The organism is Pseudocalidococcus azoricus BACA0444 (genome assembly GCF_031729055.1).
GTDB lineage: Bacteria > Cyanobacteriota > Cyanobacteriia > Thermosynechococcales > Thermosynechococcaceae > Pseudocalidococcus > Pseudocalidococcus azoricus.
This window is the reverse complement of the sequence record NZ_JAVMIP010000016.1, coordinates 1-13144: the sequence shown is the minus strand read 5'-3', so window position 1 is coordinate 13144 and position 13144 is coordinate 1. Positions and strand designations below refer to the sequence as shown.

General features: G+C 49.1%; 13 protein-coding genes. 7 read left to right on the top strand and 6 right to left on the bottom strand.

All coding sequences use genetic code 11. From position 1 onward, the window contains the following. Positions 1-11 precede the first annotated feature (11 nt). Entirely contained in the window at positions 12-110 is a 99-nt protein-coding gene (locus RIF25_RS13080; protein ID WP_015125665.1) for a photosystem II reaction center protein T, read from the top strand. A 119-nt stretch (positions 111-229) separates the two neighbouring features. On the opposite strand, the gene ybeY is transcribed toward RIF25_RS13080, so the two are convergent. The 3 genes from ybeY to RIF25_RS13065 all read right to left on the bottom strand — a co-directional run bounded on the left by ybeY (position 230) and on the right by RIF25_RS13065 (position 2099). Next, entirely contained in the window at positions 230-745 is a 516-nt protein-coding gene (ybeY, locus tag RIF25_RS13075) for an rRNA maturation RNase YbeY (protein WP_322878980.1), read from the bottom strand. Beyond that, a complete protein-coding gene (locus RIF25_RS13070) occupies positions 745-972 on the bottom strand; it encodes a DUF3285 domain-containing protein (protein ID WP_322878979.1) in 228 nt (75 codons plus the stop codon). Before RIF25_RS13070 ends, ybeY begins: the two co-directional genes overlap by 1 nt. Before the next feature lie 116 nt (positions 973-1088). Then, positions 1089-2099 carry a hypothetical protein gene (locus RIF25_RS13065; RefSeq protein ID WP_322878978.1) on the bottom strand — a complete coding sequence of 337 codons (1011 nt, stop codon included), beginning with the start codon at positions 2097-2099 and terminating at the stop codon, positions 1089-1091. A gap of 411 nt (positions 2100-2510) precedes the next feature. Between RIF25_RS13065 and RIF25_RS13060 the strand changes: the two genes are divergently transcribed. Continuing rightward, a complete protein-coding gene (locus RIF25_RS13060; protein WP_322878977.1) occupies positions 2511-3284 on the top strand; it encodes an FHA domain-containing protein in 774 nt (257 codons plus the stop codon). 159 nt (positions 3285-3443) lie between these two features. Beyond that, positions 3444-4829 carry an asparagine--tRNA ligase gene (asnS, locus tag RIF25_RS13055; protein ID WP_322878976.1) on the top strand — a complete coding sequence of 462 codons (1386 nt, stop codon included), beginning with the start codon at positions 3444-3446 and terminating at the stop codon, positions 4827-4829. 151 nt (positions 4830-4980) lie between these two features. On the opposite strand, the gene RIF25_RS13050 is transcribed toward asnS, so the two are convergent. The 3 genes from RIF25_RS13050 to petH form a co-directional block, all read right to left on the bottom strand. Next, a complete protein-coding gene (locus RIF25_RS13050; RefSeq protein ID WP_322878975.1) occupies positions 4981-6918 on the bottom strand; it encodes a DICT sensory domain-containing protein in 1938 nt (645 codons plus the stop codon). Between the two features lie 89 nt (positions 6919-7007). Continuing rightward, on the bottom strand, positions 7008-8099 hold the full coding sequence (gene ftsZ, locus RIF25_RS13045; protein ID WP_322878974.1) for a cell division protein FtsZ: 1092 nt from the start codon (positions 8097-8099) through the stop codon (positions 7008-7010). 316 nt (positions 8100-8415) lie between these two features. Continuing rightward, the gene (gene petH / locus RIF25_RS13040) at positions 8416-9612 is read right to left on the bottom strand and encodes a ferredoxin--NADP reductase (protein ID WP_322878973.1); all 1197 of its coding nucleotides are present in this window, start codon (positions 9610-9612) and stop codon (positions 8416-8418) included. A gap of 485 nt (positions 9613-10097) precedes the next feature. Here petH and RIF25_RS13035 point away from each other — a divergent pair, with 485 nt between their 5' ends. The 4 genes from RIF25_RS13035 (at position 10098) to RIF25_RS13020 (ending at position 13132) form a co-directional block, all read left to right on the top strand. Continuing rightward, positions 10098-10409 (top strand): HU family DNA-binding protein, encoded by a 312-nt coding sequence (locus RIF25_RS13035; RefSeq protein ID WP_015125674.1) that lies wholly within the window; start codon positions 10098-10100, stop codon positions 10407-10409. Between the two features lie 8 nt (positions 10410-10417). Beyond that, on the top strand, positions 10418-11488 hold the full coding sequence (cobD, locus tag RIF25_RS13030; protein ID WP_322878972.1) for a threonine-phosphate decarboxylase CobD: 1071 nt from the start codon (positions 10418-10420) through the stop codon (positions 11486-11488). Positions 11489-11562: 74 nt separating this feature from the next. Further along, positions 11563-12561 carry a ribose-phosphate pyrophosphokinase gene (locus tag RIF25_RS13025; protein ID WP_322878971.1) on the top strand — a complete coding sequence of 333 codons (999 nt, stop codon included), beginning with the start codon at positions 11563-11565 and terminating at the stop codon, positions 12559-12561. Positions 12562-12598: 37 nt separating this feature from the next. Next, positions 12599-13132 carry a macro domain-containing protein gene (locus RIF25_RS13020; protein WP_322878970.1) on the top strand — a complete coding sequence of 178 codons (534 nt, stop codon included), beginning with the start codon at positions 12599-12601 and terminating at the stop codon, positions 13130-13132. Positions 13133-13144 lie beyond the last annotated feature (12 nt).

Below are 13144 nucleotides of genomic sequence, written 5' to 3'. Positions count from 1 at the left end.
CGAGTTTAACTATGGAAAGCATTGCTTACGTCTTTATTTTTGCCTGCATCATTGGCTTGTTCTTCTTTGCAATTTTCTTCCGGGAACCCCCTCGGATTACCAAAAAGTAAGATGGCTTGACTCCAGGGCCTGGGTTCCTTAAGTCAGGTTCGGGTTACGGGCAAACTGAACTAAATTATCTTGGCAATAGTCATTCTTACGGGAGTGGCTATTTTTTATGGGTTAAATTTCAAAACTCTGAACCAGGCCCCAACCCTAAGCCGATACCCTCAAGACACTTTTTTTGTTCGCTAATCATGGCGGTCAAACTGTCTGCATCAGGATGATCCCAACCCAGGAGGTGTAAAAAGCCGTGCACAGCTAACCAGGCCAGTTCGGTTAATAATTCATGTCCCTGGGCCTGGGCTTGCAGGGTCGCAGTGGCCAAGGAAATCACAATATCTCCGAGATAGATCGGTTCTGTAGGATCATTCAGTTCAGGAAAATCTGCTTCTAGGGCGGCAAAAGCCAACACATCAGTGGGTCGGTCAATCTGGCGATACTGGCTATTTAAGGCTTGAATTTCCGAATCATCCGTGAGCCGCAGGGTTAACTCATACTCTCCAGACTCAGGCATCAACAACTCTGACCATCCCTGAAACCAGGCCTGCCATTGGTCTGAGTTAATAATTTCTGGCTCAACATTGAGGCTGTCCCCAACTTGCAGATAGAGTTCTACCCGTGGCGAAATTGAACGGATATTCATTAGCGCGTCAAATAGGCCAGGCCAATCAAAACACCCAATAAGCCAATGGTTGTTAGGGCAAAGTGCTTCAGGGAGGTTCCAGATTTTTTCACCATATTCCGCATAGCCAGCTTGACATAACTATCTTGGGGGGGAGGACTATCTTGGGAAGTTGGTTGGGAAGCGGGATGATCTACAGCAGGCTCTAGGCTATCGGGGGACTGATTCTCCGGCAAATTAATAGTCACAACCATCTCCAAAATGTAAACAAAGAGCTGTCTTAGTTCAGTGTCATTACAAAAATTAATCTTTTCCTATTCTAGGGCTTGAAATTGTCCATACAGGCCAAAAGGTCTGGAGCAGCCTACTTTCCTTGTCCCTCTCTGACCATGCGTTCAATCGTCATGGCCCGAAGAAAGGGATCTGGCCCTTCAGGAAAAACTTCATAAAAATCACTTCCTGGTAAGCGCATGAGTTGAATGTAATCTTTATCGTTCTGGATTAGATATATCCCCGGCGGCCAGGCCTTGGCACTTTTGACCGGCATCGGTAGCTCTTGATGGTTTGTACCGTCAGAAACATAGCGAATCACTTGAAACGTTGGCCGATAAATGACCCGATCTTTACCCGTTTCAACATCTCGAATTTTCCGGAAAATAATTCGGTCAAGAACACGGGGAACAATTTCCGTTTCAGTGCCCCCTTGTTGCAGGTTTAACTCAATAAAAACATCCTCTAAGGTTTTCTCTTGAAATGGATTGGTCGGTTCCAAGGCAGACTGAACCGCTGCTTCGGCGGCGATGAGGGGATCTGGCTCTGGTGGTGGCATTTCTGTTTGCTTGTGCTTCATCCGGCTGAGAATATCCCCCAAGTAGGTCAGTTCAACAGCAGTAATTTTGCCATAACTTAATAACCAAGTCTGTAAACTAACTGCCACCGAAGGTTCCAGGCCTTGGATGAATTTTTTCAGATTTAATTCCTCAAACCGTATTGATTTTAAGAACAGTTCTGTTTGCCCCAGAATCATGGAAAAATCCATCAACTCCATTCGTTTGCCACTGGGATAAAGGTCTCGAATATCCAAATTCACTTCAACGGGGTGAGTGGAAATTTGATAGATCATGTCATAGAGCCAGTCGAGGGTAACAATCTCCTGATCAATCATCCAAAGGGTGAGATTAAACGCAGTTTGGGCATCTACTTCCCGAGCGAGATATTTGACAATAACTTGATGGGGATCGACTTGCAGTAACTCGAGAAAAAACTCTAACTGCTCTGTCTTGAGAGTTAATTGCGAATAGGATTTAATTTTCTTGAAAACAGCCTGATCCCGAGGGGAGAGTTGGGCAAAGGCTCGTTGTTCATTACCAAACATTGGGGTAGCTCACTGGGCTATTTTGTGATGACTGAAGACAGGACTGTTTTCACAACCAGAGATGATAAAGTGATGATCCTGATGAGTCTGGAATTAACAGGGTGAATTGAGCAAGACCACTGGCAACATCAAGGTCGGCTTAGGAGGGCAGGGGCTAGTCAGCCAAACAGAAAACTATTGAATGTTATCCTACCCTGAAGTACCCTGTTTGATAGCAATTCTTTGTGCTTATTCACCTTCTTGAGGTTCAGTCTAGGGGGGCAATTTGTTCCCAAACCTGGCAACAATTATTAACTCAGTGATCAAGATCACCGCCATGCCCTATTTTCATAGCCGAGAGTAGGGGTAATGAGGTTAGCCGCCAGGGGACTTGAGAAATTCCGGCCTGGACATTGCGGGGAAGAAGCATCAATGAATAAAGATCAAGAAGAACGCCATGTTCTCATTATTAATGGTTTGCAAGGTCGCCAGGCCATTGCCCTAGAAGCGGCTGCCTATTCCGTGGGCCGAGATTTAACCAATGCTATTGTTTTAGACTTTGACACCGTATCCCGGCAACATGCCATCTTGCTCCGGGTTCCAGTTCCTGGCACGAATCAATATCGTTATCGCCTAGTGGATGGCAATGCCGATGGGAAGCCCAGCACCAATGGCACATTCATTAATGGTAAACGCTGCCTGAGTGAGCAATTAAATCATGGGGATACGATTCTATTTGGGCGGAAAATTAAGGCAGCTTATTTGACGGTGGCCATGGCTGAAAACGAGTTTAGTAGCTATTTGGAATCCATCGCCTACCAAAGCATCAAATCCCAAACCCTTAGTCCGAAAGAAACCTTGGTTGGTACAGAGTTTTCCGGGGAACAACTGGCTCAAGAACTAAATAAACGCACCAAGGATGTTGAGTTTCAGCCGTTGGTGGCCGGCCCGAACAAAAATTCTGAGCCGGGTAGTCTGGTTGGGGAAACGACCGGACAGTTGGTGACAGAAAAAGCTGCCCCAGAGAGCAATACCTTGAAGGCAACGGTTCACGAACATGGCTTGGATCCGGCCCAACGGCTAGGTTTACAGCGAACTGTGGCAACTGTTGTAGTTGTGTTAGCTCTCGGCACTGGCATCGGACTCTATATCCAATCTCAGCAACCACAACCTGGCCTGGAAAACTCCCCAACCCAGACCCCATAGAAGCTCGCGGCGACTTTTTTACAGCCTCTCCACAGGATCAAGACCAGGGGTATCGTTGCGCGGAGAACGAGTTGGTGAATATTGACAGAATCTCTTGTCCAGAAAATATTGCCCTCATAGCCTAAAATTGGAGAATAGCCCTTATCATATCAACGCCCTATGTCTCGGATTAAAGAGCTTTTAGCCACAGGCCAACCTGGAGATGCGGTGACGGTTAAGGGTTGGGTGCGGACGAAGCGAGAGTTAAAAGACTTTGCCTTTCTAGAACTCAATGACGGCTCTTCCTTGGCTGGCCTACAGGCAGTTTTAACTCCCACTGTTCCCAACTATGACGCTTTAATCAAACAGGTGAATACGGGAGCAACAGTGTCCTGTGAGGGTGTATTGGTGGCATCTCAAGGGAAAAACCAACGGATTGAACTCCAGGCCAAGGCCCTGACCCTGTGGGGTGAAGCAGATCCGACTACCTATCCCCTCCAGAAAAAACGCCATAGTTTTGAATTTTTACGGACGTTGGGACATTTACGGGGCCGCACCAATACCTTGGGGGCCGTGTTTCGGGTTAGGAATGCCTGTGCAACGGCGATTCATCAGTTTTTCCAAGCGCGGGGGTTTCTCTGGGTACATACACCGATCATTACCGCCAGTGATTGTGAAGGGGCCGGGGAAATGTTCGGAGTCACCAGCCTGAATTTGGAAAACCTACCGAAACTAGCCAATGGGCAGGTGGATTACAGTCAAGATTTCTTTGAACGGCCAGCCTATCTCACCGTTAGTGGGCAATTAGAGGCCGAAATTATGGCGATGGCCTTTAGCAATGTCTATACCTTTGGGCCAACCTTTCGGGCAGAAAACTCCAATACCTCCCGCCATTTAGCCGAGTTTTGGATGGTGGAGCCGGAAATGGCCTTTTGTGATCTGGAGGGGGACATGGACTTAGCCGAGGATTTCCTCAAGTTTATTTTTCGCTATCTGCTTGAGCATTGCCCAGAGGATATGCAGTTTTTCCAAGACCGGATTGACCAGACTGTCTTAGCCACCGCCGATCAAATCATTCACAACGAGTTTGCCCGTGTGACCTATACGGAAGCAGTGAGCTTATTGGAAAAAAGTAGCCGTACCTTTGAGTTTCCAGTGGCGTGGGGCCTGGATTTACAGTCGGAACATGAGCGATATTTAGCCGAGGACTATTTCCAAAAGCCAGTCATTGTCACGGACTATCCCGCTAAAATTAAAGCCTTTTATATGCGTCTCAGTGAGGATGGGCAAACCGTGCGGGCGATGGATATTCTTGCCCCCAAGATTGGCGAGATTATTGGTGGTTCGCAACGGGAAGAACGACTCGACATTCTCACCCAACGCATCCAGGCCCAGGGGTTAGACCCACAAACCTATTGGTGGTATCTCGATTTACGCCGCTATGGAACTGTGCCGCACGCGGGCTTTGGCCTGGGCTTTGAGCGACTGGTGCAGTTTATGACCGGGATGGATAATATTCGGGATGTGATTCCCTTTCCTCGCTTTCCAGGTAGTGCCGAGTTTTAGTCTGAATTAGGATATTTGACATTTGACGTTGATCATCACCACGCTACCCAACCAACTGAGTCAGCCTGATTCCGGGCATATTGACTGAATCGCCACCTCCTGGCAATCCTGAGGAGTCCCTGTCTAGTCGAGGTTTGAACAAGCACCTAACCTAAGAGGCGGTTGAAGTGTTGGTAAAGTCAGCAATTGGAATGGTGAAATGAAAGGAACTCCCTTGATCCCGTCCGGCTGATTCCGCCCAAATTGTCCCGCCGAGGTTCGTAATCACTTGCCGACAAATCGCAAGACCCAGGCCTGTTCCCCCGGCTGAGCGTCTTAAAGCTCCCTCCTCCTGATAAAAGCGATCAAAAACTGCCTCCAAGCGATCCGGCTCAATCCCACGACCCGTATCCGTGACCGTAATTTCCAACATTCCGGGGGCCTGGGGCTGGGCAGCAATCCGAATTTCCCCCGTTTGTGCTGTAAATTTACAGGCATTATCTAAAAGCTTCGAGAGCACCTCCACCAACCATTCCCCATCGGCTCGGACGAGGGGCAACTCCTCCGGCAAGACCGTGACAATCTCTGGGAGTTCTTCTTTGGGGGTGCGTAAACTGGTCAACGCCAAATCGACAATTTCCTGCATCGGAATCGGCTCGGGATGCCACTGAACACGGCCACTTTCCAATTGGGAGAGGGTAAGAAAATCCTGGATTAGTTTCCGCATTCGTTCTGCATCATTCAAGGCTGTAGAGAGCATGACCTGGCGTAATTCCAGGGGCATATCCGGCTCACTGGCCAAACTTTCTAGGCAGACTTGAATGGTGGATAGGGGGGTGCGTAGTTCATGGCCGGTAATGGCAATTAAATTACTGCGGGTTCGGTCAAGGGCTTCTAATTGGCTGTTGAGGTCTTCCAAGTCGGCGTAGGATTCCGCTTGAATCAGAGCCACACCCACCTGGGTTGCGATAGCTTCCACCAAATCGACATCTGTTTCCGCCCAGGCCCCGCTCTCCTGCCGATGTAATTCCACCACCCCCAACAATCGCCCTTGGTACAGGACTGGAGCTAAGAGTAGGGCTTGAATCTGATGGGCTTGGAGCAGGTCATGGTATTGGCTACGCTCTAGCAGACGGGTATCGCTAGGAACGGACTCCACGGTCACAGGACGCTGGCTACTGACTAAGGTTTGAAAGAGGGGATTTTGTTGCAGGGGCCAGGTATGGGCGCGCAGGGAGTTAGCGGCGGGGAGAGTATATTCATGGTGCAAACGGGTACTTAAATCACTGGCTTTACAGCGGTAAATTAAGCAGCGTTGACAGCCAACGGCCTGGCCCAATTCCGTCACTGCCACTGTCAGGATCTGCTCTGGATCCAGAGAACAACGAATCGCCGCCGTCATGGAGTTAATTAGACGTTCTTTCCGTTCTTGGATTGAAATTTGCTTATAGGCCTTATTCTGTTTGTACTGCCCGGCCTGGAGATAGGTCACAAGCCGATCCGCAAAGGGAGCCGGATCGCTGCCATGGCTGCCTTGGCTCAGATGCTCTCCCACCCGTGCTAACCCTTGTTTCAGCTTCTTTTTCAGATGGGGGCAATAGTGCTGGATCCGCTCTAAGAGAATTTGGGCCGCCACCGCCGTTGTTTGACGTTCAAAAGTCCAAATCCCTTCAAAGCGGCGGGCCTGGTCGAGGTGGAGTTGCTGGGTATCCGCGAGGGCCTGGGGCGAGAGAGGGATTTCTCGACAAATTAAACAGGCGGCATAATCCCGACTCAGGGCCACCAAATGCCATTCTTGACTGAGGGCATCAGCAGGATCAAAGGCAACAGTTTCATAATGATCAGAACAATTAGTAAACTCGGTTTCCGGAGCGGCTAGGACATACACTTGATCCGATTTACTGGCAATGCGCAAATACCGATGAGCTTCTTGGCGATAGAATCGTTCTCGTTGAAAGCTAGCAATGATCACCGGCGCGTCCTGCCCCGCCAACACCTGGTCTTCCATCGCGTGGGAGAGGGCTGTCAAGGAGGACTTGAAGTACATCTGCGGCCGCAAGTGGGGCTGGGCCTGGAGGAGTTCCTGCAACACAGATGTAGAAAGAGGCATGGGTGATGTGACCCAATCAAACAGTAGTGAACTCAAGCGGTTGCCATGAAAAAATCCATGGTATTTCCTAGACTACCGGATTTATGCCCTCAGGGCTGGGGACGGCGTTTTTGGAGGAAATCAGGAATGTCTAGCTTAGGCTTGTTGGCATCTGTAGCTGACAGCGAAATATTGGGGGGAGATGGGTTAGTCACCGTGGCGGAAATGGGGCGGATGTTTTTTTGCTTATTGATGGTTTTGGACTCAATCCCCCCCGAAAACCCCGTGGCAATCACCGTCACCTTAATTTCCCCTTGGAGGGAGTCATCCACAACGGCCCCAAAGATAATATTGGCATCTACATCCACCACTTCATAGATCACCTCGGCTGCCGCATTGACCTCATGGAGTGTCAAGTCAACCCCACCCCGGACATTGAGGACAATCCCCCTAGCTCCTTCAATGGAGGACTCCAGCAGTGGCGAGGAAATGGCCGTAATGGCAGCTTCCCTAGCCCGAGACTTACCCGAGGCAACACCAATGCCCATCATGGCGGAACCCGCATCGGCCATCACCGCCCGGACATCAGCAAAGTCCACATTAATCAGGCCGGGCAGGTTAATAATGTCTGAAATACCCTGTACCCCTTGACGTAAAACATCATCGGCCACTTGAAACGCTTCTTGGACGGTGGTTTGCTCCGAGATCACTGAGAGAATCTTGTCGTTGGGAATGACAATTAAGGTGTCAACCCGACTTTGGAGAGCTTCGATTCCTTCTTCAGCCTGTTGACCCCGGCGGCGACCCTCAAACGTAAAAGGGCGTGTCACTACTGCTACGGTTAAGGCACCTTGTTCTTTGGCTACTTCCGCCACCACTGGCGCGGCCCCAGTTCCAGTTCCCCCTCCCATGCCACAGGTAATAAAGATTAGATCGGCATCTTTGAGGGCATTGGCTAGGTCTTCCCGAGATTCTTCAGCCGCTTTTTGTCCGATGGAAGGATTACCCCCGGCTCCCAGGCCACGGGTCAGCTTATTGCCCAGTTGTAAACATTGATGGGCTAAGGATTGGGACAGGGCCTGGGCATCGGTATTAACAGACCAAAATTCAACACCGGCAACCTGGCTACTAATCATCCGGTTTACGGCATTTCCACCACCACCACCGACTCCAATTACTTTGATTTTGGCTGCATTTTCCACGAATTATTCCTAGCTCCCTACCACCGTCATTGCTGATTGGTTGTGGCGTATAACTTTGATCTGTAAACAAATTCATCGTTACTTAAACTTAAAATTGTCCCAGTGTCAAGATAAACACCCCCCTAATAACGCTCTATCTTAGGGGTAAATGGCAGATTTTGGCTGGTCTTCATCATCTGTAAAACAATATTTTTAGGTTTTTAGGTTGTGATTTCAAGAAAAATGGTAGGAAAGCCCTGAGACCATGACATCTCAGAATCTCCCACCATTACTGCGGGGTTAGTAATAAGGCGAGCTTGAGTTTGAGTCCCAGGCCCTAGTAGGTTTCAACGTGCCAACGTCCTTCTTTTTTGAGAGTACCTTTTAAGAACTCAGTCCAGTCCACCCCATTTTTGGCGGCGGCTTGGGTCATGGCCTCATCAATCCCGGGTTCCATCCCCTTCAGACCGCACATATAGACGTGGGTATTTTTCTGTTGAATCAGATTCCACAGTTCGTCAGCGTGTTCGGCAATCCGGCCTTGGATGTACATTTTGCCTCCATCCGCTGTTTTCTGTTCCCGGCTGATGGCATAGGTGAGGCGGAAATTATCGGGGTATTTCGCTTGAATTTCCTCTAATTCTTCTTTGTAGAGGATGTTGGGAGTATAGGCGACACCAAAGAAGAGCCAGGCCAGGCCCTTGAATTGATAATCTGGGTTATTTTCCTTGAACATCCGCCAAAGATAAGCTCGGAATGGGGCAATTCCCGTCCCAGTTCCCATCATGACGATCGTCGCAGTCGGATCATCGGGCAGGAGCATTTCTTTACCCACGGGGCCGGTAATTTTCACCTCATCCCCGGGTTGGAGTTGATTTAAGTAGGAGGAACAGACCCCATAAACCTTCTCGCCTGTTTCCTTATTCTTGTACTCTAATTGGCGGACACAGAGGGAAATGGTTTTATCATCTACCCGATCCCCATGGCGAGTGGAGGCAATGGAGTAAAGGCGGAGTTTGTGGGGTTTACCTTTATCATCCGTACCGGCCGGGATAATCCCAATGCTTTGGCCTTCCACATAGGTGAGGTCACTGCCTTCGAGATCAAAAACAATATGTTTAACCGTCCCTTCTCCACCTTCCCGCACCAGTTCTTCATTAGAGATAACCTTGCTGATGAGCGGATTATTGGGGCGATAGGTGTTGACGGGAACATCCGCTTTTGCTTTTTTGGCCGTAGGTTCTGGGGCAGGGGTGGCGGCTTCAACGATGGGAGTTGGGGGAATTACACTGGCCTGGGCAGCGGTTTCCGCAGTGATGGGCAGAATACTGATGATCTTGCCCCCTAAGCGGGAGATTTCTTGCATGAACTGATTCATGCGGGCATAGGGGACGTTATAAAAAACACTGCCACTGCGCCGAATTGCATAATCGGATTTATCGCTTTCATTGCTTTGGCGGAGGCCGACAACTTCGTAACGGAATATCCGGTTGCCGAAACCTGTATTTCCAGTAACCGCACTCGAGTTAAACATTGGCGCAACGTTCTCCCAGACTAGACTTTCAAAAATAACTGATTCGATCTTTTAACTTATCTTAAATAATTTCATGCTCCGTAATCCTGAAAAAAGTTTAATGATTTTCCAGGCCCCGGCTCACTTTTTAAGAGTATAGGGGGAAATATTCTCTACTATCAATAAGTTTCCGTCCTGATTAATATCCACCAGCAGGTAACAGTAAAACCCATCTATATCCAGGGAACATAGGGGAATTTGAATATTCTCTGTCCTACCAGAATCCTTAGTTGATAGGCGTTAAAGCGGCTTTGTAACGAAAGAATGCGGGTTTGGGGGCAAAATCTGGATAAAAAAGGGCTGAAATCCATATAAGTTAATGGTTTTCCCGATCCAGATGCTATTTTTCTGTTCTAGAATGAGGCATTGGATTATTCAGCCCCGAAAATGTTCCACGGCTGACCAGAGTTGCTTCAGACCCCCTTAACATTTAATTGGAGAAGTCTATGAATAAGGCCGAGTTAGTTGATGCGGTTGCAGACAAGGCAAATGTCACCAAAAAACAGGCGGAAGTGGTCATCTCAGCAGCGGTTGATGTGATTATGGATGCCGTAGCCGATGGCGATAAAGTAACCCTAGTTGGCTTTGGGGCCTTTGAACCCCGGGAGCGCAAAGCACGGGAAGGACGCAATCCGAAAACGGGTGAAAAAATGGAAATTCCGGCCACCAAAGTTCCGGCTTTTTCGGCTGGTAAATTGTTCAAAGAAAAAGTCTCTCCCCCTGCCCCTCCGGCTCCAACTCCTGGTAAAAAGAAATAAATTTTCCCTTGAACTTACCACCGCGCCATGGTGGAAATCTCCGTTGGGCCGCAACTTTAGCCGGTTGTGATGCAGCGGAGATTCTTGATTTTTCAGCCAGTATTAACCCCCTGGGGATGCCAGATTCGGTGCGAGTTGCCCTACAAAATTCATTGGATAGGATTCAGCATTATCCGGATCCAGATTCCTTGAGACTCCGCCAGGCCCTTAGCCATATTCATCACCTGGATCCAGATTGGCTCTTAGTCGGGAATGGGGCGGCGGAACTGCTCACTTGGGCGGCCCGTGATTTAGAGCCGTTTCAACCCGTTGGCCTGCTCACCCCAGCCTTTGGCGACTATTACCGGGCCTTAGAGGCTTTTGGCGTGGCATCTTATCCAATTCCTTGGCAACGTTGGCAGCCACCAAAACTATCTTTATCATCCTTATGTCCCCCAGGCCTGTCCGGGCTAATCCTGAACAATCCCCATAATCCCACCGGGCAAGTTTGGCAGCAGTCCGACTTATTAGCACTATTACGAGAGCGGGCCTGGGGCCTGGTGGTGGTGGATGAAGCCTTCATGGATTTCTGCCCCCCAGATGCCAGCCAAAGTCTGATTCCTTGGGTACAAGAATTCCCCAATTTGGTCGTTTTGCGCTCTTTGACGAAGTTCTATGCCCTGCCTGGCCTGCGAATTGGCTATGCGGTTGGCCACCCCTCCCGGTTAACCCAATGGCAGCGTTGGCGAGATCCCTGGACAGTGAATAGCTTGGCCCTGATTGCCGCCGAAGTAGCCTTAGAAGATCAGTTGTTTCAAGCCCAAACCTGGGCCTGGTTACCGGATGCCCGAGAGAGTCTTTATCAAGGATTAAAACTGATTCCAGGCCTGGTTCCCTATCCCAGCGCGGCGAATTTTATCTTGGTACATTACTCCGGCGCAGTCCTGACACTGCAAACCCAACTGTTAGAAAAGGCGCGAATTTTAATTCGAGATTGTCTGAGTTTTCCAGAATTAGGGAATGGGTATTTTCGTGTAGCTGTCCGCACTCATGCTGAGAATCAACAACTCTTAACAGCATTAGCCCGAATTATTCAGTGATGGCATGGCTGTTATTCCCAGGCCAAGAGGAGAATGCTAAGATTGCTGGTGAGGCATTTTCTTGAGGACTTGTGGTGATACGCCCAGCAACCCTTCCCCTGCCCTTGCCGGCCCCAACCACCTATTTAACTGACCACAGTCGTCTTAAGCTCTTTGCTGGTTCTGCTAATCCCCCCCTAGCTCAAGAAATTGCCCACTACCTTGGGATTGATCTCGGGCCGATGGTACGCAAGCGGTTCGCGGATGGAGAGCTTTACATCCAAATCCAAGAATCTATCCGAGGCTGTGATGTCTATCTGATTCAACCCACCTGTCAGCCAGTTAATGATCATTTGATGGAATTGTTGATCATGATTGATGCCTGTCGGCGGGCCTCAGCACGTCAAGTTACCGCAGTAATTCCCTACTATGGCTATGCTCGGGCCGACCGCAAAACCGCAGGCCGCGAATCTATTACCGCCAAACTGGTTGCTAACCTAATTACCCAGGCCGGGGCCAGTCGCGTTTTAGCCATGGATCTGCACTCGGCCCAAATTCAAGGCTATTTTGATATCCCCGTGGATCATGTCTATGGCTCACCCGTACTATTAAATTACCTCCGTAGCAAAAACTTCTCGGATTTAGTCGTAGTCTCGCCGGATGTGGGTGGGGTGGCGCGGGCCCGAGCCTTTGCCAATAAACTCGATGATGCCCCCCTAGCCATTATTGATAAACGTCGCCAGGCCCACAATGTTGCGGAAGTGATGAATGTGGTGGGGGATGTGGCGGGGAAAACAGCGGTCTTGGTGGATGACATGATTGATACGGCCGGAACGATTGTTGAGGGGGCGCGCCTATTACGCAAAGTTGGGGCCAAAGCGGTCTATGCCTGTGCCACCCATGCCATTTTTTCCCCCCCAGCCATTGAGCGTCTCTCCAGTGGTGTTTTTGAAGAAGTAATTGTCACCAACACCATTCCCGTGCCTGAGTCCAGCTATTTTGATCAATTACGGGTTCTCTCGGTGGCCAGTATTGTCGGCGAAACCATCTGGCGGGTTCATGAAGATAGCTCGGTCAGTAGTATGTTCCGCTAGGGCTTGATCTGCTTGAGTCTAAGACAATGGACGGCAAATGCCCTTAGAGCGACTTAACATCGTTGAAGTTGAAACCAAGTGGGGCTATCGCAGTTTCGAGCTTTATCGAGGAGATATTACCGCCTTAAGGGAGCCGATTGATTTACTAGTTGTCTCAGCCTTTGCTAACAGTTATGCTCCGACAAGCGGGAGTGTCATTGGTGCGCTTTATGACAAGCTGAATATCAACGTTGATCACTTGGCTCGCACCCCCTACTTACAATTAAAACAGGCCTTTGGCTGTTGGGTGTCCCAGGCCCTGGATCATCCGATTTTTGCGCGAGTTTTATGTTTGGAATTTATCGGCATAGGCTTTTCGGTTGCAGAGGTTTTTGAAAATTTATTCACGGTTCTGGCAATTTTAGAATTACGCAATATTCAAATTAAAACCCTTGCATTACCGATGTTAGGAACGGGGAATCAGCAACTCAATCATGAACAAGTCACCAACTGTTTACTCAAATGTGCGATCAAATTTTTAGAGCATTCTCAATACAGCATATTCCTCGCTAAGTTGGTACACTTTTTCTGAAGCTGTGTCAAA